The organism is Pseudarthrobacter enclensis (genome assembly GCF_001457025.1).
Classification (GTDB): Bacteria; Actinomycetota; Actinomycetes; order Actinomycetales; family Micrococcaceae; genus Arthrobacter; species Arthrobacter enclensis.
Genome location: NZ_KQ758599.1, coordinates 225,985 through 245,059, shown reverse-complemented (window position 1 = coordinate 245,059; position 19,075 = coordinate 225,985). Strand labels below are relative to the sequence as shown.

Genomic DNA, 19,075 nt, shown 5'->3' with positions numbered 1-19,075 from the left:
AATGTGCCCCCACAGTTGATCTCGGCGTTGCCGGCCGCTGGGCCGGCGCGATGAAGCCGGAAGCCTCCGGCTGCTCCTAACTGTGGCGAACGCCTCTAAAGATTTCGGCAAACCAACCGCAAGGTTGCGTCAAGATCCACTCAACATGAAAGCGGTTTCACCTGCAGGAATGCTCGTGATCTGGCCATCAAGGGCACTTGGGAGCCAGATTTGCAGCGCCCTGTTTGAACCTTACGACTCGGTATGCCCTTCGCAGTCGCCGCAAAAAACGGTGTCAGTCAGCTCGCCGCAGCACTGGCACCGGTGTTCGAGCGCCTGGGGTTGAGTCTTGTATGAGGCCATGCGTCCATGGTGAGAGAGCAGCCGCCATGAAGAAAGGGTGGACGGTACTCGTATCGCAAAGGGCCCACTACTTGGGCCAAACCCGCTACTTGGCTCCGGCGGCCATCATGCTTGACGAGGGCCGCCGGAAGGCCCTGCTATTCGACGGTGACGCTCTTGGCGAGGTTGCGGGGCTGGTCCACGTCGTAGCCCTTCGCGGCGGCGAGTTCGGCGGCGAAGATCTGCAGCGGGACGGTGGTCAGCAGCGGCATGAGCAGGGTGGGGGTTTCCGGGACGTAGAAGACGTGCTCGGCGTAGGCCTTGACGGCTTCGTCGCCTTCCTCGGCGATGACCAGGGTCCGGGCACCGCGGGCACGGATCTCCTGGATGTTGGAGACCACCTTGGCGTGCAGCGAGTCGCGGCCGCGCGGGGACGGGACCACCACGAATACCGGCTGGCCCTCATCGATCAGCGCGATCGGGCCGTGCTTGAGCTCGCCGGCGGCGAACCCCTCGGCGTGGATGTACGCGATCTCCTTGAGCTTCAGCGCACCTTCCAGGGCCACCGGGTAGCCCACGTGCCGGCCCAGGAACAGCACGGACTTCTCGTCCGCCATGGACCGGGCCAGTTCACGCAGCGGCCCGGCGTTGTCCAGGATGGTCTGGATCTTCGCCGGGATCTTGTTCAGGTCCGCCAGGACGTCCGCGATCTGGCCGGAGAAGATGTTCCCCCGCAGCTGCGCCAGGTACAGGCCCAGCAGGTACGCAGCGGTGATCTGGGCCAGGAACGCCTTGGTGGAGGCGACGGCGATTTCCGGGCCGGCGTGCGTGTACAGCACGGCGTCGGACTCACGCGGGATGGTCGAACCGTTGGTGTTGCAGATCGAGATGGTCTTCGCGCCCTGCTCCCGGGCGTACCGGACGGCCATCAGGGTGTCCATGGTCTCCCCGGACTGGGAAATGGACACCACCAGGGTGTTCTCGTCCAGGATCGGGTCCCGGTAGCGGAACTCGTGCGCCAGCTCCACCTCGGTGGGGATCCGGCACCAGTTCTCAATCGCGTACTTCGCCACCGTGCCCGCATACGCGGCGGTGCCGCAGGCCAGGACGATGATCTTGTTGACCTTCTTCAGCAGCTCCGGATCAATCCGCAGCTCGCTCAGGGTCAGCTTGCCCTCGAGGTCGGAGCGGCCCAGCAGGGTCTGCGCCACGGCGTCGGGCTGGTCATGGATTTCCTTCTCCATGAAGGAGGAAAAGCCGCCCTTCTTCGCCGACGCCGGGTCCCAATCCACGTGGTATTCCTTGCCGGCGGCAGGGTTCCCGAAGAAGTCGGTGATCTCCACCGTGTCCGCGGTGATGGTAACGATCTGGTCCTGGCCCAGCTCCACCGCGCGGCGGGTGTAATCGATGAACCCGGACACGTCCGAACCCAGGAAGTTCTCCCCCTCGCCCAGGCCAACCACCAGCGGTGAGTTGCGGCGGGCAGCGACCACGACGTCGGGCTGGTCCGCGTGCACGGCCAGCAGCGTGAAAGCACCCTCAAGGCGCTGGCAGGCCAGCTCCATGGCGCGTGTCAGGCCGCCGTTGGAGACGTCCCCGCCAAGCTGGTTCCGGAAAATGTCCGCCAGCAGCGCGGCAGCAACCTCGGTGTCCGTCTCGGACAGGAACTTCACGCCCTTGTCCAGCAGCTCGAGCTTGAGCTCGGCAAAGTTCTCGATAATGCCGTTATGGATCACCGCGAGCCTGCCCTCATCGGCCAAGTGCGGGTGCGCGTTGCGGTCCGTAGGACCACCGTGGGTGGCCCACCGGGTGTGGCCGATGCCCGTCAGGGTCTCCGGCAACGGACGCTCCTCCAGCTCAGCCAGCAGGTTGCTCAGCTTCCCGGACTTCTTCCGCGCCTCAATAGCGCCCTCGGACACCACGGCAACACCGGCAGAGTCATAACCGCGGTACTCCAGCCGGCGCAAACCCTCAAGGACAACGTCCAAGGCGCTGTGACCATCAACCGCACCGTCAACAGAACGGCCTACATAACCCACGATTCCACACATAGGGCCTTAGCCTACCTATCTTCGAATCCCTCGTCGGCGCAAGGCCGGGCGCCGCCGGGATGTTCCTCGTCACACATGAAGCCAGCCCTGACGGCACGCGAGGGGCCAGCGGTCCCCCTAGCTTCCTCCGCCGCGCAGCGTGGGCACAGTCCAACAAACTGATGCGCGCAGTCAGCAACCAGATGGTCATCCGCGCGGGGCAACTTAATCCTCATCCAGTGTTTCTACCACTGAGTTGGTGTTCGTCCCGGACCGGCCAACGCAGACGGGGTCCATCTGCGCTGCGCCATTCGGACTTCTCACGGCCTCCGGTTGCTAGTACAGAGGCGCGCCCTGACTCCCGCGGCGTAGTTTTTTGGGTACGACCCACTCGGTTCCATCGCGCACTGATACTCATGACAAACTAGAATGTGCCCGATTCCGTTGGCTTCATACTTTTCGCGCGCCGGGCGCTCGCGACGGCCTGGATCTCATTAGGCCTGTGGCTTGCCCTTGCATTCTTGGTGTTCTACTGCCCACCAGCCCCATCAGCTTCACGGACCGACGCTGTCATCATGCTAGGCGGCGCGAGCACCGAACGGCTCCCGTTGGCTGAGGAACGGCGCGCATCGCTCGGTATACCCTTCCTTGTGATTTCGCATAGCAGCACCCCCGGCAACGCCAGCGCGGACGCCATGTGCCATGACGAAGCCGCGAAGCCACGTTGGCTGATATGCCTTGACCTCGAAACGAAAGATACCCGGGGTGAGGCCCGGGCCATCGGCCGCCTGGTTAATGCCCAGGGATGGACCGACATCACCGTTGTCACCTCCCGCTATCACGTGGCAAGGGCCGGGACACTTATAAGGCAGTGCACCCATGCCCAGGTGGACACTGTGGGATCAACCCCCGACTTCAACCCCAAACAGTGGCTGGACCGGTTCGTCATTGAGAGCGGCGGCCTGCTCGACGTGATACTGAGGCCGGAATGCGTCGGCGAAGCCAACGCTGACCGGCAATAGCGGCTCTCACAGCTGACATGCCTCCAGACACCCCGCGCAAATGCATGCTTCACGTGACGTTGTTGTAACATCGGGTGGTCACACACAGCCTTTCTTGGGGGAAATCCATGCCTACAGTCATGCCTATCTACGGCACGCGTCCAGAAGCCATCAAGATGGCACCCATTGTCATCGCACTGCAGGAATCCGCCGATTTTGACTGCGTAGTGACAGTAACGGGCCAGCACCGGGAAATGCTGGACCAGGTCAACGATCTTTTCGGCATCGTCCCCGACCACGATCTCAATATCTTGCAGCAGCGCCAGTCACTCTCGGCCATCATGACCCGAACCATTGACGGATTGGACAAACTGTTCACCGAAAGCAAGCCGGACGCGGTTATTGTCCAGGGCGACACCACAACCTCCACAGCGGCCGCCATTGCCGCCTTCTATCATGGCATCCCCGTAGTTCACGTCGAAGCCGGGCTGCGCAGCGGCGATCTTATGTCGCCTTTCCCAGAGGAAGCCAATCGGAAGATCACCAGCCAAATCACCAGCCTCCACTTGGCTCCCACCAGCACCAGCAAAGCGAATCTCCTGGCCGAAGGTATCGATGGAGCGAACATCGTGATCACCGGTAACACGGTGATCGATGCGCTGCTGACCACCGTGGACAAGCACGTCCCGTTCTCCGACCCACAGCTTGAGATGCTCGCAAACAGCGGACGCAGGATCCTTCTGGTCACTACCCACCGCCGTGAAAACCAGGGCGACGCCATGCGCGGCATGGGCCGTGCTTTGGCGCGAATTGCAGATTCAGAACCGGACCTGGCCATCGTTCTGCCGGCGCACCGGAATCCCGTGGTTCGTGAAGCTGTTCTTCCCGCCATTGAAGGCAAAGACAACGTCATTGTCACCGAGCCGTTGTCCTACGGCGAATTCACCCGTATGCTCTCGTTGTCCCACGTGGTCCTTACCGACTCAGGCGGGGTTCAGGAAGAGGCGCCCAGCCTCGGTAAGCCTGTATTGGTAATGCGTGAAAATACGGAGCGGCCTGAGGCAGTTGATGCCGGAACTGTCGCCCTCATCGGCACGGACGAAGAGAGAATCTTCAAAGAGGTTTACCGACTGCTCCATGACCAAGAGCATTACGATTCCATGGCAAATGCCGTCAATCCATACGGCGACGGCTTGGCGGCCAGCCGAACAGTTGCCGCAATTGCGCAATTGCTGGGTGTGGGACGCCGCACGGCCGAATTCGAGTACTCCGCTTCATTTTAGTTGCAGTTGGGCTGACTGCGGTTCACCTTCGGTCCCACAACCTAGGTGCTTTCGCCCAGGTCCCAGTGTTCCAACCGCAACAAACAGGTACTTCCCACTGTGTCTGATTTGCGTTCGCCCTCCTAGCTTATGGAGACGACGAAAGTGAGTTAGAGAGGCGCATATGTTTGCTCCAGGCACAGCATCCGAAATGACTACTTTCGGCACGGATGCGAGGGAAGAGCGCAATGGGTAGGGCATCGCGGGACAACTCCGCGTCTCCTCATCAGGGATCCCTCCCACGCAGGCGCGAACTACTGCGGCTGGGTACCTTCTTAGCGGCCCTGACAGGCACGTCAGCCGTCCAAGGCTTTGGTGTGGCTCCCGCTGAAGCTGCGTCGAATCCTCAAACTACAGGCTCTGGTTTTGTACCCTTGGCAGAAAAGGGAGCTGCCTACGGGGTGGCTACCTTAGATCCATCGTCCAAACTGCCTATGGGTCAGCTGCCGGATCTTTCAGCCACATTCGTCAGGAAACGCGATTTGAGCATCAACGCTAGGGATTATGGCGCGGTCGGTGACGGACAAACGGACGATACCAACGCGCTAAAAGCTTGGCTTGCAGCAGGCGGTGTAGCACTGACGGACGGAACGTACCGGATTACATCTGGCCTGACCCTTGCCGGAGACAACAGACAACTGTTGATGCGCAATGCGCGGATAATTGCCGATGCACAGGACATCATCGTCCTCACCGTGCTGGGAGCCAATGCCCGACTCACGGTTCACATCGATGGAAATAATAAGGCCAACTACGGCATCAAGGTCGCTGCAGCAGGGGCGCTCGTCGAGTCGAGCATCGTCGAGAATATCTACTCAACAACCAGCACAGCGCGGGGCATTGAAGTCTCTACTGGTGGAGGATGCGTCATACGCCAAAACATCATCCGCAACGTGAAAGCAACCGGAGATAAGGTCCTAGGAAACAACAACGGCGCCGCACGCGGGATTGTCCTGACGAACAACGCGGCTTCAACGAGCGAGTCGCTAATCACCGGGAACACCATTGAAAACATCACAGGCGAGGAAGGTGACGCCATCCAGATTCTGTTCTATGACGGATCAGCGTCGAACCCTCCTGCTGACGTCACGATCTCAGACAACGAAATCTCGAATGTGTCGCGACGATTTATCAAGGTGCAGGCCAGTGACGTGAGAATCGTCAACAACACACTGGGCCGAGGAGGCAACCAGTCCGCCTACCCTGCCAACTCGATCGACGTCATAAGGTCTAACTCCGTTACCATCTCAGACAATCGCATTTCTCCAAATGCCCTCGGCATGGCAATCAATCTAGTGGGCACGGAGGGGTCACCAGCGGCCGGTGCCATCGTCAAGAACAACGTTATAAGGCAAGACGACGGCAAAAACTTCGTCTCCATTTTCCTCAACTACGTCGCAGACAGCGTCGCAGCGAGCAATACGATATTTGGGGGCGGAACGGCAATTGCCATAGGCAACAGCAACGCGTTACTGATACAAAGTAACGCGCATCACGGCGGCGTCAACACAGCACCCTCGTTTAGTGCCAACACGACTAACATGGGCATCGTGATGCGGCTCAACGTAAATATGAACAAGGCCCGCACAGTCTGCGTAACAAATACGGGCACAGGGGCGCTCACGGAAATGAACTCCAGCCGAACCTGACCGCTCGTATTTGCTCGCGACCTGCCATGACCGGTGCTAAGGGAGGGCCTTGATGACTTTCGCCGGAACGCCTCCGGCGAGGCTGTTGTCCGGTACGTCAGCTGCGACTACGGCTCCGGCCGCAATGATGCAGCCTTTCCCGATGTTCACCCCGCCAAGGACGGTGACGCTTGCCCCGATCCAGGTGCCGTCGCCTACGTGGATGGGAGGCCACTTATTGGCCCCTCCACGCTTCTGCGTCGGTCCTACTTCGTGGGAATCAGTAACGAATCGCGTGAACGGGCCGACCATGACGTTGTTTCCCAGAGTCGTGTTGCTTCTGAGGTAACCGTCACGGTTAATCAGGCACCCGTCCCCTATGGTTACGGGTCCGGTAATTTCAGTCCCACGGTAGATGTTTGTCCGGTTACCAACCCGGATTTCGCGGTTCTCCCCGGACATGAACTGGACCGTGGGCGCGATATTGCAGTTCTCGCCGATAAAGGTGTCATTCGGGATCCAGGCCTCGCGTCGCGGAGCTGATGCGGATAAGAGTTGCCTAAGTTCTGCAACCTCCCTCTTCAGAACATCTAACTCATGTAAGAAGTCTTGCACCTAACGCCCGCCCTTCCCCACCGACGCAGGCCGGGCTTCTCCCCCAGAAGCGTGGCTGAATGACGCCACGCACTGATCCAGCATCTCCCCCACACTTTTCCTGGAGGGAACGGTGTGGGAGTCGGACTCATGGGTGAGGATAAAAGTGGCTCCGGGCCGTCCGTGCACCAGCTCATGGAACGGTTTGAAATGATTTTCAACGTGATGCCGGTCGCCGCTGTTCTGCACGTACACGAAGCGTGCTGTCACGGCGGGGTCTTTGTAGCGTTCCAGGACACTAACGCGGCGGCCATGGGCTTCTACCAGAGCTTCGAAGGAGTCGTACTGCGGAAAAACTGATGCGACGTATTGATCCGCAAAGACTTGGTAGTACTTGCCTATGGACACCTGCGGCGAAAATGCCAAAGCCACGGAGTTTTCAAGCTGCGCGGCGAGTGCAAGGGCAGCGAAGCCCCCTCCGGAAAATCCCAGCAGCAGCACGTTGAACGCCCCGCACTGCACCGCTGTACTGCGGATCAGAGCCGCATACCTGGACGTCAGATCGTCCGACTCGTTGCCGGTGTACCAAGCGAGCTTAAGGTCGTCGCTCGCCTGCAGGGCTGTGTCTGCCAAAAACAGCAGGCTCTCGGTCCGGTGACCGAGCGTTGTGGCCCACTCGAAGCGCGGCAGCGTGTAGACCTCCCGGTTGAGGGCACCGTGCAGTGCCACAACCAGGGTCGGGGAATCCTTCGGAACTACGAGGCAGTCCAAGGGGTAGCTTTCGCCTTGTCCCGGTTCCACGATGTGGCGCTCACGGCCTCGAACCCGCAGGTCTGCCACAGATGCCCATCGGCGGATTGGTGCCTTGTACTGTTCGTCCCAATCCTCACGCATGAACTTGCCCGGTCCTTCCTGCCTCTAGATCCTGCCGAGGTGTGGACGGGAAACGTGAGCGATGGATCTGATTGATGACTCCCAGGGCACCCGGTCCGTCGCCAACACGTGACATGTAGGCCAGAGATTCACGGCTCAGTGCGCTCCCTTCATCCACCAGACCCCATATCGGTTTGTCTGCCCCCTTGTAATCAGAATATTTAGAGGGAAGGAACGGATTGATGGACATTTCCCCTGTGCGCTCGACGTCGTTGACAAGCAGGACATCAAACTGCGTCGCAAGATTCAGGAACTCCAGGTACGGGCGGTATCCCTGCGACTTTACGACTCCGGCAAGGCCAAAGTTGTGAATCTGCCCTTCAAGCTCGTCGGGTTTGTTCGTGAACACGTGAAGGCGGAGCCGGCGGCGGACCTCGGGTGATGAGTTTGCCAGCGCCGTCAACACCTCATGAAGCCCGCGGTTCTCGTAAAATGCGCCAAAGTAGGCGATATTGACGACGGCTTCCGAGAGTGGGTACTTCGACGGGAGGATGCGATAGCTACGCGGAGGCAGTGTGGGGTGCACGCGCACGGTCGCCTTCTTTTCGATCATTTTCCTCAGCCGCTTATCGCTGACGTGATCCAACATGTACGAAAGCTGATTGGTGTTGGTGAAGACCAACTCGTCGGCCAAGATATAAGTCAAGTACTCGCACCAAGTGAAAAGACTGTCGGTTTCGAGGGCGGGAAAGCCTTTAGCCGTTACCGCGCGGCGCAAGACCTCGAATGCCTCGTCACGGACGAGATCTCCGCGGCGCATGGACCCGTTGGCGTCCGTGCTCAGCGGATCGGAGAACTCTGCCGTCCAGGTGACGCCGGAGTGCCTGATTTTGAACAGCGCGGCCAGGAAGTGCGAGCCCGGCCACAGCACGCGGCTGTATACGGATCTGTACCCTCCGATCAGAGCGTCGCGCCTATCGGCGATAGCGATGCCCTTTTCAACGAATTCAGAAATCTGCGACCAGCCTGAGAAGGATGCGGGTGCGTTGACTTCGATTGCCGCATCGACGAAGCGACCGGCAATGGCCTCCAGGTTGTTGTCTTTTCGGCGTACTGCCGACATGTTGTTATAGATGACATCAACGACGTTGCCGCGCTCCACAACCGCTTTGGCTGCGATCACGGCGCTCGTGTCCGAATATGGCGCGAAACAGTAGCTGATGACGAGATCCCGCGCAGTTCCCTCGTTGATCTTGGCCCAAGGGAAGTCCTTGAAATCAAAGGATTCAACGCTGTCTACGACCTTTGCGCGGTCTTGGGGGTGCTCGTCCAGGTAGCGCCTTACAAAATTCGACTGAGAACGAATCAGCCCTGACACGAGCACATCGTTTGCCGACGAATCCCAACTGCGCATGGCCTCAAGCTCACTGATGACCTCCAACCTCTGCTGGACCGCGAAGTCGAAGTCCAGAGGCTGCCGGGAAATTGATTCATCGCGCAGGACACGATAGTAAGCAGCGGAGGCGTCGTTGGATGCTACTACGGCGTCGAAGTTGTTTGTCACGGCCAGTTTAGCCATGAAGCAGATGTCCTCGCCGCTTCTGAGACCTTCGGAATAAGAGACCCGCCTGGCCGCGGCCGTTGGAATCAGCTTGCAAGCATTGAATCCCAGAATGCTGCTGACGGCATTGAACTTGAAAGTCTTGGACCCACGAGCGGTGATCTGCAGGTTCAGCGCATTTTGTAGATCTTCTTCCCCCATGCTGGAGACGTTGATGATGGGGGCCACGGAGACCGTGTTCGGTGCGGCGGACTCGAGCAACGCTGACAGAAACGCGGTCCCGACGTAGTCGTCGTCGTCCAAGAAGGTAAGGTACCGGAAGGTCGCCGCCATGATCCCCAGGTTGCGGGCCGCACCCGCGCTCGGCTTGCTCTGGTAAAGGATTCTGAAATTGTGCTCAGGGTGGGCCTCCCGCAGCGAGGTCACCAGGCCGAACGTACCGTCATCTTCGCCGTTAATCACGAGCACAATTTCAAACGAGGCAGGATCGAGCGCCTGCTCGATAAGGGATTGAAGGGTGACCAGGATGCGGTCACGCCCACGGTAGCTGGGAATGATGACACTCACCCCATTAACCAGGTCGGTGGAAGACTGATCCCCCGCGGCGGGACTGTTCTTCAAAGAATTCCGGAGGGCAGCTATTTCAGCCGTACGGGCCGTGCTGTCCAGAAGCATTGTCGCCCCGTAGTCCGGATCGGTCAGGACCATAGTGTTCGTCTGGCTAAGCTGCTTCACTTTTCGCCGTCTTTCGTAGCGCTGGCATTCTTGTTTCGGGGATTCCGACGGTCCCACATCCGAAGTGTCAGAGCACCCAGCCGGGACTTGGACAACGCCGCATACTTCCGCTCCAGGGCGTCATAGCGGCGCTTGAGAAGAACGAGGTCATTCTCCAACCGCTTGATGTCGGATGAGCGCGAATCTGCATTCGCGGTGCCGGAGCCCACGGCAGGCACAGCTTCCGCCGCAGGTGACAAAAGTTCGAGCACGCTGAGATGCTTTCGACGCAGCAACTCCAATTCCTGGTTGGCCCAAGCCGTGACACGCGCGTCGCCAGCCTCTGTTCGCCGCCGCATCAGGCTTCCGCCCACTTCAACGCCCGCCCTGAAGCTTTCAGGATCGAGGGTGACCCCAGAACCGGCAGCAGTTACCACGAAGGTATTCATGGTGTCGCCGCCGACGCTGTACACGGTGGAAGCATGCGGAAGACCGACAGTCTGCAACTTATCCAAAGTCTCAAACAGTGGAAGCTGGAGTGTCCAAAGGATCGGGAGGGAAGGGTCCAGGCTTCCTGATTCCAGCAGTTCCATGGCTAGGCCAAGTCCGGAAGAGGTCACCGCATAGTGGCCGACGCCAACCTCTGGCATGGCGAGGAAATCCTGCATGCTGCAAACAATGACAGCATCGGAGTGTACGGTGAGGATCTCCTCCGGAGCTGACTCAGTACTGCTCAGTACTACAGCTGGCCCTGCCAGCGGACCAGCTTCCGCGAGGTCCTCTGTCGCTTCAAGTCCAATGGTGCGTGCTGCAGTGGCAGGCAGGCCGGCGGGCAGCGAACTCATGCCAGGATCGCTCCACGGGTATCGATAACTGTCTTTCCCGCGAGAGAATCGGACGAGACATTCTTTACGTCATCGTGGTCCACCAAAACCACAACCACCTCAGACCTGTCTATCGATTCCTCGATGGACAACAATTCAACGTTGCTCCTGCCCGCAAGCTGGCGGGGAAGCTTTTGAATGTGAGGCTCCGCAACATTGATCTTCCTGTTTTGCAGCGCCTCAGCGAGGTGGTTTGCGATGCCAACAGCAGGCGATTCACGCAGATCATCAATGTTGGCTTTGAAGGCGAGACCAAGGACGGCAATTTCGGCGTCGTCCGCCACGCCTGCAAGAGCCGAAAGAATCTGTTGGAAGATCCACTCCGGCTTTGCATCATTCACTTCGCGCGCGGTGCGGATTAGACGTGCCTCATCGGGTGCGGCGGCAACGATGAACCATGGATCAACCGCGATGCAGTGGCCGCCTACACCCGGGCCCGGCTGAAGAATGTTTACGCGGGGGTGGTGGTTCGCCAAGCGGATCAGTTCCCACACGTCGATGCCAATTTTTTCGCTGATAATGGACAGCTCGTTCGCGAAGGCAATGTTGACGTCCCGGTATGAGTTTTCGACGAGCTTGGCCATTTCGGCCGTCTTATCGTCCGTTACGAGGATTTCACCCTGGCAGAAGACGGAGTACAGGTCTTTGGCCATCCTCGCAGCTTCCGGAGTGAGGCCCCCGACAATGCGGTCATTGGTTACCAGTTCGATCATGACCCGCCCTGGGAGCACCCGCTCCGGGCAATGGGCAAAATGGACCGCCTGCGTGCCGGGCGCTCCATCGAGGCTAAGATCAGGCCGCAGTTCGAGAATTACGTCGGCCATCCTTCGGGTAGCACCCGGCGGGGAAGTCGACTCAAGGATCACCAACTCGCCGCCCTGCAGCTGGGGCGCGATTCCCCGGGCAGCGGCCTCGATATAGCTAAGATCCGCGGACCGGTCCGATTGGAAGGGAGTGGGGACGGCCACGATGTAGGCCTGGGCCGCAGGCGTGTCGGTAGTGGCCTTAAGATGCCCCTGGCTGACTGCGCCGGCCACGTGAACGGCAAGATCTGGTTCAACGAAGGGCACTTCTCCACGGTTTACCGCGTCCACGGTGGCCAAGTTTACGTCAACGCCTACGACGTTGATGCCGTTGGTAGCGAGAACGGCCGCAGTCGGCAACCCGATGTAGCCCAGGCCTATTACTGCAACAGATTCGATGTTGGTCATTTTTTCCCCTCATTATTGTTAAACATCCAGGTGCTCTGCAGGATCGCCAAAAAAGGCGATCTCTCCAGATGCTGCCAGTTCTTCTTCTGAAACGTCCCAGGTATGCCCATCGGAATGGCGCATTTGGCAGAAGTTGTATCGGTCGGACGCGTAAACCCGGCCCCCGGCCGACGTCACTGCTTTCAGGAAGGCTGTGTCCTCTCCGCGGTTCAGCGGTTCAAAGGGGTGGGCCCTGAAGACGTCCCGGCGACCGGTGATCGTGGGCCCCATCACTGTCCGTCCGAAGGTATGTTCCAGGTGCTTCATCCGCAGGATGGTGGCCTTGTTCGATGCGAAGTGCATGTAGTGCGCGAGCTTTCCCACCACATCAGCCTGCGAATATTCCAGGGCATGGAGAAGATCCGCAAGATAGTTGGGCCCGTAATAGTCGTCGTCGTCCATTTTGCTCAAGACCTCACCGGCAGCAGCCCCGACGCAGAGGTTTAGGCAGGCGCCTAGGGGCAGATCGCGCTTTGCGGTAAGGACCTGGTACCGGTCAACGCCGTACCGTTCCGCCAGCGCATTGATTTCGTCCATGTCAGCAACGAAACCGTGCGTCAGCAGCACCAACTCGACGTCAACGCCCCGTTGACTGCCCACAGTAGCGAAGACGTGCTGCAGCTGCTGCGACCTGAAAGTGGACACTAACGCACTAACAGAAGGCAGCGCCACGGCGCTGGACCGCTCTGGCAGAACGGCGGCGACAACTGCTTCCGCCCGGTGGGCATAGGTGTGCGCCTTCCAGATTTGCCGCTGGCCCTTGTGGACTACCCTGTCGTTCAACTCTGGACTGCGGGCCAGCATACGGATCTGGTGATGTGCCTGCTCTTCCGAAGTGGCTACCAGCACTTCATCCGGCTCAAAAAAGTGGGCAATTGCAGCGCTGGGAGCGGATACCACAGGCGTTCCAGATGCCGTAATCTCGAAAATTCTCCGGGCACACATGCTGGGCGACCCGACGACTGAATTGACGTTTAGGAACACTTTGTAAGAACGGTACGCCGTGAGCATCTGGGCGTAGTCCAGGCTTCCCACAACGTGCTCACTGAACGGAACGGGGAACTGGTAGTTCGAATCCCCTCCGAGCTGCCTGGAGAAAATTTCCAGTTCAGGCCCATCGTGGCTGCCGACACTCCTGGCCGCGGCCAGCAGCATGTCCATCTGTTGGCGGCGCTCAGGGTACTTGTGCGCAAAGTACATCCCAGCAAACGCAACCCCGCGGCTGTGCCTGTCTGTGCTGATTCTGATGGGGTTGTGCAAAGCAGGCTGGGCCGCGAACGGTAGCGTCTGGACTCGGTCATGTCCCAGATCCGACTCGTAGAACGGAATGCGCCCCGAATCGCTGGTGAAGACGACATCGAACTGCTTTGCCGCCGGCAGGAAGTCTGCATAGTGCGGCGGGTCCTCTTTGTTCCAAAACACTGTGGGGATGGAGTGCTCACGGCACCACTGCATGAGTGCGAGAAATTCCGGCTTCGGTCCCGACGACCCGGTCAATTGGTACTTCCAGGACCCTTTGTTGCCGTTCCAGGCCGACTCCACGAACAGGAAATCGATACGAGTTTCGGCCAGCTGCCGGTGCCATTCGTCCTTTTGCAGGACCAAGAGGTTCCACTCGAATGAGAATGCCGAAGCAGAAAAATCGTCGAGAATGACGCCGACAGTCAAATCTTGGCGGCGTGGTTGACGATCGGGAACCCGGTATGGCGCGAACGACACCGCTTGCCCGTAGTTCCGCCGCGACTTCGCCCGCGCTGCAGTCACCGAACCGCTCCTGCCGGCCGCGTCCTCGATACGGCGCCGGCGCAGCCACTCACCGACCTGGGCAGGCCCTCCGGAGCGGAAATGCCAGGCCGCGGTGCGAATGGTTTTGATGACAGCCATGGATCAGCGCCCCTGCATCCGGCGTCCGCTGGTGCGTTCCAACACCTGGGTGGCAACGAGGTTAGCGCGGGCATCATCCTTGATCCTCGTGGCACTGATGTTGTTCCCCTTGGACAGGTGGGCAGAGAAGTCACGGTACCGGTCTGTGGTTTCCTCTGGGGAACCATCCATGATGAGTTCACCTTTGTCCAGCCATATCACACGAGTACACATGTCCCGAATGGTCTCAAGGCTGTGGCTGACAATGAACACGCAGCCTGCCTGCGCACGCAACTCATCCATTCTGGCCTTGCTGCGGCTGCTGAATTGGGCATCGCCTGTGTTGAGAGCCTCATCCACGAGGAGGATTTCAGGGTTGACGGCCGCCGCAATTGCAAACCGCAGCCGGGAGGCCATCCCTGATGAGTAGGACTTCATGGGGAGATAGATCGCGGATTCCAAGCCCGACAGCTCCACGATGCTGTCGAACTGCTCGTCGATCTGTTCCATGCTCATGCCCATCGCCAAGCAGCCGAGCACAACGTTTTGGTCTCCGGACAGCTCCGGAACGAGCGCCGCATTGACTCCCAGGAGGATCGGTGTGCTGGAAGCGTATACACCGCCTTCAGTGGGTGCCGTCTGCCCGCTGATGAGTTTCATCATGGTGCTTTTTCCGGAACCGTTTCGGCCAATGATGCCGACCGATTCGCCCCGCTCCACCACGAGGGACAGTTCTTTAAGAGCCGTCACGGTAACCCGGCTGGGCCGTCCAAGCGCCTTCCGGAGCCGGCCCTTCAGCCCCCGGGCGGCACCGGACCTCTCATCGGAGGACTCCACTTTATAGGTCATTTTGACCCTATCGATGACAACGCAGGGCGGCCCATCGAGAAAGAAGGTTTCGTCAATCGCGGCCATATGTCTCTTCTCCTTTCCAAAAGAAAAAGAAGCCGATGACAAGGGCTCCCAGCGCTACACACGCCAGGCTGGTCCACGAATGCCAGCCCGGGAGCGTGTCGTAGAGTACGCACTTCCTTACGATGTCGATGACGTTGAAGAGCGGGTTGAGCGTCATGATTTGAAGAAGGGTGGGGTCCGTGATGAACCGTTCATAGGAGTAAAAGACGGCTGATGCGTACATCCAGGCGCGAAGGATAAACGGCAGCAGATGTGTTACATCGTGGACCCGTGCGATAACCCTGGCCAAAATCATGCCAACGCCCAGGTTAAAGATTCCCTGCAGGAAGACCGCGGGAATCACTAACAGCCAAAGCCAGGAGATTGTTTCGGCCGGCGGGAAGACCACGATGATCAGCAGCATTCCAAGGATCAAAGGTACTGCCGAGAGCAGCTCCCGGATGTTGGCCCCCAAGGGCAGTGCGGCCCTCGGAAAGTTAAAAGCCTGGACAACTGCCTTGCCAGTGCGGATGGAACGGGCACCGGCCGTGATGGCACCTGAGCTAAATTGAAAGAGGAAAATACCTACCACCAGATACCCGACGAAGTTCTCGATCCCTTTGCTGGTTTGCAGCAGAACGCCGAAGATCAGGTAGTAGGTCAGCCCGTTGAAAATCGGGTTGAGGAGAAGCCACAGGCTGCCTAACCGGTCCCGCCGAGTGCCGCTCTGTACCCTGGCCCTGGCGTCGTAGAAGATGAATTGACGGTAGGCCCAGAGCTTGCCGACGTATTCGAAGAACCCCGGCCGGGATCCGACACGGGTAAGTTTCCTCATGTCCACTGAGAGCGGCTGGATGGCCGCAGGCTCGGGCAGCTTAGCCTTCTTTGCGGACACTAGCGGGCTCTCCTCGATTGATCTTCTGCAATGGCCTGGTAAGACCGAACGGTGGCGGCAGCATTGGCGGCCCACGTACGGGTGGCCAGCACCCGCTGACGCCCAGCGTCTCCCAAGGCGTCCCGGAGGACGGCATTCTGCAGGAGGGGAGCCACAACGTCCGCCAAAGCGGCTGGGTCATCGGCAGGCGCCAACAAACCAGTATGACCGTTGTGGACGATTTCAGCCAAAGCAGGTAAGTCGCTGGCCACCACCGGCCGGCCGCTGGCCATCGCTTCAACCGGCTTTAAGGGGGTAACAGATCGGGTGACGTCCAGGTCCTTACGCGGTACCACGAAGACATCCAGGGCTTGGTGGTACGCGCGGGCTAGATTTGGCGTGACCAGCCCAGTAAAGGTGATGCGCGATGCTAAACCGCTCCTTCGCGCTTGCTCTTTCAGGGACGGAAGGGATACGCCGGACCCTACAATCAACAATTTGAGCCGGGGAAAGACCGGTGCCAAGAGCGTGAAGGCATCGATCAGATCGTCAAGTCCCTCATACGGGACGAGGCTGCTGACGGTGCCTATGATTTGGTCGTCGGGGTCCAGCCCCAGCTGTATCCGGGCGTCGGCAAGATCGAGGGGTTCCCGAAGATATTCGCCGCCAACTGCGTTAGGTGCGATGATGATCTTTTCCTCCGGAACCCGGGCAGCCATGATGTTCTTCTTCATAGCTTCGCCGAGTGTCACTACCAAGTCAGCAGACTGCATGAGATCCGCTTCGCGCTCCTGGAACAGGGTGTACCGCTCGCTCTTGATGGCTTCCGGTCCCCTGGTTGACGCCCATGTGTCGGCAAGTTGTCCGCGAACTTCATACACCCAGGGAATACCAAGCGCATTGGCTACTGCCCTTGCAACAAGCCCGTTTACGTAGTGAGTGGTGGTGTGAATAACGCTGGGCCGGAACTCGAGGGCGAGTTGCAACAATTCCTCGGCCTGCTGCTGCAAACGTCCGGTGGGCGTTGGAGCCAGTTTCGCGGGGAGCAGGCGGCGGTATGTGACGCCATCAACCACATCCTCGCCGCGGGCGGCGATCTTTCCGACCATTACGGGGTACCCGACACGGGTGACCGCAAGTGGTTCCCAGCCCGCTTCTTTTTGGGCCAGCAGAATCGAGTGCGACCGCTGGGCGTAGCCGCTTCGGGTGTGCGGAAGGGAATTCGTAAGCAGGTGAAGCACACGGTCCGGAACGGGGACCATGGGCGCGCTCCGAAGCTTCGGAGTCCACCCCCGCAGCAACTCCGCTTCCGACTCCAGGCGCTGGCGCTGCCCCTTTCGTCCCCCCGCGGGCTCCTCTTCCCCCGCGAGTGCAGCAATGGCATCGCTAACCGAGCCGGAGTACCAGCGGCGCCTGGCAAGGACCGCCGGATGGCCCTTTCTACCCGAGGAGCCGGCCAGCAGCCGGTCGGCATACCCCGGTTGCTGGGCCGACAACGCAATGTCCGCCAGTTTTACCGCCGAGCGGGGCAGGGGTTTGCGCTGGAGCGCCAACTCAAGGCGTCTCTGCAGGCCCGTTTGATTTCCGCTCAGAAGTTCAGCGACCAGGACGGGTACGGCAATAGAACCTTTCGGAGTGCCCCCAAGGAATCGCCGAGCGGCAGGGATGACAAGCCGCGCGGGGAGCCTGCGCGACGTTTGCAGGATGAAATGAAAAGGATCGTCCGCCAGGTTCTCAATCACAGTCCGGCAGGTGAGGCGCAGGTTTCGGTATAGAGGACTCATGCCCGCGCTCCGTCCCGAGCCACGAGGTCCAGCAGGAGGTTCATGTATCGATGGGAGAGGACGCCATAGTCTGCGTGCTCTTGGACCCAGGCGCGGCTCGATCCAGTGCGAACCAGTCGGCTGCGATCGTCAGCCATGGAGCGCCACAAGTCAGCCAGGACTTTCGGATTGTTGGGGACGATGTCTCCCCCGTCCGCCTCGGTAATCAGGCGGGCAGCCTCCCCCAGCACCACAGCCGTTGCATGACGCCCTAAAGCCAGAACCTCGTAGGTCTTGGATGGGATGGTTGTCTCAAAGGACTTCCAGTCATCCCGGAGGGACACCAGGCACGTATCGGCCGAGGAATAACGGTCAAGTACATCCTGGCCGTGCAGGGAGGGGTGGAAAGTCACCGGAGCCTTCAGCTCGCGGGCGAGCTTCTGCAGCCCGGCTTTCCGGGAACCGGAGCCCACCATGTGCAGGTGCATCCGGTCACCTACCATCGCACTGGCCCGGATGGCGGTTTCTAGATTCTGGCTTTCACCGTGATTTCCGAGGTACAGAACCTCAAGGACATCGCGCTCCAATGGCGGAGTGGGCAGCACTGGCAGGGAGTCGACGTGAAGGCCGTTGGAGATCGTGGCAACGTTCTTCACACCGCGGGCCCTGAGAACATCAGCAAAACCGTCAGTGACCGTAACCACCAGATCGGCGCGGCGCTGCACGAAGTCCGCGAACACTTCGAAGAGACTTTTGACGCTTCCCTGCACCAGGCGCGCATCGCGTGCCAGGTCGGGCCAGGCGTCCCGCATCTCCAAAACGAGCGGCAAGCGGCGCAGACGTGACAGAACATAGCCGGAAGCCATCATGGGAAGACTGGGCACCGTGACCACGACAACATCGGACGGGCGGGTGAACAAGCCAATGGGCACTGTCCACATGGCGGAGAAACACTGGTCGATGAGCCGCCACAAGTGCCTGCGCCCGTGGGGCAGGAACGGCACCCGGTGTACCTTCTCGCCGTGGGGTCCGCTCTGGCGGCGGAGTACCCTTCCACCCGATGCGGAAAAGTCCTTGCGTCTGCCTGCAGGCGAGTGGGCTACAGGCGTCACTACATCAATGTCCCACTCGTGCCTGCTGAACTCCTTAACCAGGGCGCTCCAGCGACGTTGCGGCGGGCTGTTTTCCGGCCAGTAGGAGTGCGTCAACAGCGTGAGCCGTATTTTTTGGCGCGGCTCAGCTGGCCGATCATCGTTCCTCAATTGGGCCCGGCGTTTACTTGACGGACCTGGATGGTGTCCGGAGGTTCCTCGACCCAAGCAATCGGAAGTAGAGGAATCCGGCTCCAAGGAGCAAAGCGATGGTAAGCAACTGTACGACCAAAGGACTGCCGGCAGCTGCCGAAACCACTTGCTCTACCGGGCTGGAGGTACTCTCCTGCCGGGTACTGTTGGTGGGACTCGCTGATGGGGAGGAAGCAGAAGGCACAGCCGCGGCCGAAGA

14 protein-coding genes are annotated in these 19,075 nt (G+C 59.8%); 3 read left to right on the top strand and 11 right to left on the bottom strand.

The window, feature by feature from the left end:
* Window positions 1-479: 479 nt before the first annotated feature.
* Window positions 480-2,372, bottom strand: coding sequence for a glutamine--fructose-6-phosphate transaminase (isomerizing) (gene glmS, locus AS031_RS01115; protein WP_058266312.1), 1,893 nt, complete (start codon window positions 2,370-2,372; stop codon window positions 480-482).
* Between the two features lie 554 nt (window positions 2,373-2,926).
* Here glmS and AS031_RS01110 point away from each other — a divergent pair.
* The 3 genes from AS031_RS01110 (at window position 2,927) to AS031_RS01100 (ending at window position 6,323) form a co-directional block, all read left to right on the top strand.
* A complete protein-coding gene (locus tag AS031_RS01110; protein WP_058266311.1) occupies window positions 2,927-3,373 on the top strand; it encodes a YdcF family protein in 447 nt (148 codons plus the stop codon).
* 107 nt (window positions 3,374-3,480) lie between these two features.
* Complete coding sequence (gene wecB, locus AS031_RS01105) at window positions 3,481-4,635, top strand: non-hydrolyzing UDP-N-acetylglucosamine 2-epimerase (protein ID WP_058266310.1); 1,155 nt, start codon at window positions 3,481-3,483, stop codon at window positions 4,633-4,635.
* Between the two features lie 521 nt (window positions 4,636-5,156).
* Window positions 5,157-6,323: a right-handed parallel beta-helix repeat-containing protein gene (locus AS031_RS01100; RefSeq protein WP_074446896.1), complete on the top strand. Its 1,167-nt coding sequence runs from the start codon at window positions 5,157-5,159 to the stop codon at window positions 6,321-6,323.
* 36 nt (window positions 6,324-6,359) lie between these two features.
* Here AS031_RS01100 and AS031_RS20265 read toward each other — a convergent pair whose 3' ends face one another.
* The 10 genes from AS031_RS20265 to AS031_RS01050 all read right to left on the bottom strand — a co-directional run bounded on the left by AS031_RS20265 (window position 6,360) and on the right by AS031_RS01050 (window position 18,780).
* Window positions 6,360-6,614 carry a DapH/DapD/GlmU-related protein gene (locus AS031_RS20265; protein ID WP_058266308.1) on the bottom strand — a complete coding sequence of 85 codons (255 nt, stop codon included), beginning with the start codon at window positions 6,612-6,614 and terminating at the stop codon, window positions 6,360-6,362.
* A gap of 303 nt (window positions 6,615-6,917) precedes the next feature.
* Window positions 6,918-7,790: a hypothetical protein gene (locus AS031_RS01090; RefSeq protein WP_058266307.1), complete on the bottom strand. Its 873-nt coding sequence runs from the start codon at window positions 7,788-7,790 to the stop codon at window positions 6,918-6,920.
* Window positions 7,783-10,065 (bottom strand): glycosyltransferase, encoded by a 2,283-nt coding sequence (locus AS031_RS01085; protein WP_058266306.1) that lies wholly within the window; start codon window positions 10,063-10,065, stop codon window positions 7,783-7,785. The genes AS031_RS01090 and AS031_RS01085 overlap by 8 nt, the downstream gene beginning before the upstream one ends.
* On the bottom strand, window positions 10,062-10,889 hold the full coding sequence (locus tag AS031_RS01080; protein ID WP_141688722.1) for a hypothetical protein: 828 nt from the start codon (window positions 10,887-10,889) through the stop codon (window positions 10,062-10,064). The genes AS031_RS01085 and AS031_RS01080 overlap by 4 nt, the downstream gene beginning before the upstream one ends.
* Window positions 10,886-12,139, bottom strand: coding sequence for a UDP-N-acetyl-D-mannosamine dehydrogenase (wecC, locus tag AS031_RS01075; RefSeq protein WP_058266304.1), 1,254 nt, complete (start codon window positions 12,137-12,139; stop codon window positions 10,886-10,888). Before wecC ends, AS031_RS01080 begins: the two co-directional genes overlap by 4 nt.
* Window positions 12,140-12,157: 18 nt before the next feature.
* On the bottom strand, window positions 12,158-14,062 hold the full coding sequence (locus AS031_RS01070; RefSeq protein ID WP_058266303.1) for a glycosyltransferase family protein: 1,905 nt from the start codon (window positions 14,060-14,062) through the stop codon (window positions 12,158-12,160).
* A 3-nt stretch (window positions 14,063-14,065) separates the two neighbouring features.
* Complete coding sequence (locus AS031_RS01065) at window positions 14,066-14,956, bottom strand: ABC transporter ATP-binding protein (protein ID WP_058266302.1); 891 nt, start codon at window positions 14,954-14,956, stop codon at window positions 14,066-14,068.
* Window positions 14,943-15,830, bottom strand: a complete 888-nt coding sequence (locus AS031_RS01060; RefSeq protein WP_058266301.1) for an ABC transporter permease — start codon at window positions 15,828-15,830, stop codon at window positions 14,943-14,945. Before AS031_RS01060 ends, AS031_RS01065 begins: the two co-directional genes overlap by 14 nt.
* Entirely contained in the window at window positions 15,830-17,593 is a 1,764-nt protein-coding gene (locus AS031_RS01055; protein ID WP_058266300.1) for a glycosyltransferase family 4 protein, read from the bottom strand. The genes AS031_RS01060 and AS031_RS01055 overlap by 1 nt, the downstream gene beginning before the upstream one ends.
* Window positions 17,590-18,780: a glycosyltransferase family 4 protein gene (locus AS031_RS01050; RefSeq protein ID WP_228379531.1), complete on the bottom strand. Its 1,191-nt coding sequence runs from the start codon at window positions 18,778-18,780 to the stop codon at window positions 17,590-17,592. Before AS031_RS01050 ends, AS031_RS01055 begins: the two co-directional genes overlap by 4 nt.
* Between the last annotated feature and the right edge of the window lie 295 nt (window positions 18,781-19,075).

Bases quoted from the DNA above. Each gene is read 5' to 3' on its own strand.
- wecC (WP_058266304.1), bottom strand. From the start codon at position 12,139: ATGACCAACATCGAATCTGTTGCAGTAATAGGCCTGGGCTACATCGGG.
- AS031_RS01080 (WP_141688722.1), bottom strand. From the start codon at position 10,889: ATGAGTTCGCTGCCCGCCGGCCTGCCTGCCACTGCAGCACGCACCATT.
- AS031_RS01090 (WP_058266307.1), bottom strand. From the start codon at position 7,790: ATGCGTGAGGATTGGGACGAACAGTACAAGGCACCAATCCGCCGATGG.
- wecB (WP_058266310.1), top strand. From the start codon at position 3,481: ATGCCTACAGTCATGCCTATCTACGGCACGCGTCCAGAAGCCATCAAG.
- glmS (WP_058266312.1), bottom strand. From the start codon at position 2,372: ATGTGTGGAATCGTGGGTTATGTAGGCCGTTCTGTTGACGGTGCGGTT.
- AS031_RS20265 (WP_058266308.1), bottom strand. From the start codon at position 6,614: ATGGTCGGCCCGTTCACGCGATTCGTTACTGATTCCCACGAAGTAGGA.
- AS031_RS01070 (WP_058266303.1), bottom strand. From the start codon at position 14,062: ATGGCTGTCATCAAAACCATTCGCACCGCGGCCTGGCATTTCCGCTCC.
- AS031_RS01110 (WP_058266311.1), top strand. From the start codon at position 2,927: ATGCTAGGCGGCGCGAGCACCGAACGGCTCCCGTTGGCTGAGGAACGG.
- AS031_RS01065 (WP_058266302.1), bottom strand. From the start codon at position 14,956: ATGGCCGCGATTGACGAAACCTTCTTTCTCGATGGGCCGCCCTGCGTT.
- AS031_RS01055 (WP_058266300.1), bottom strand. From the start codon at position 17,593: ATGAGTCCTCTATACCGAAACCTGCGCCTCACCTGCCGGACTGTGATT.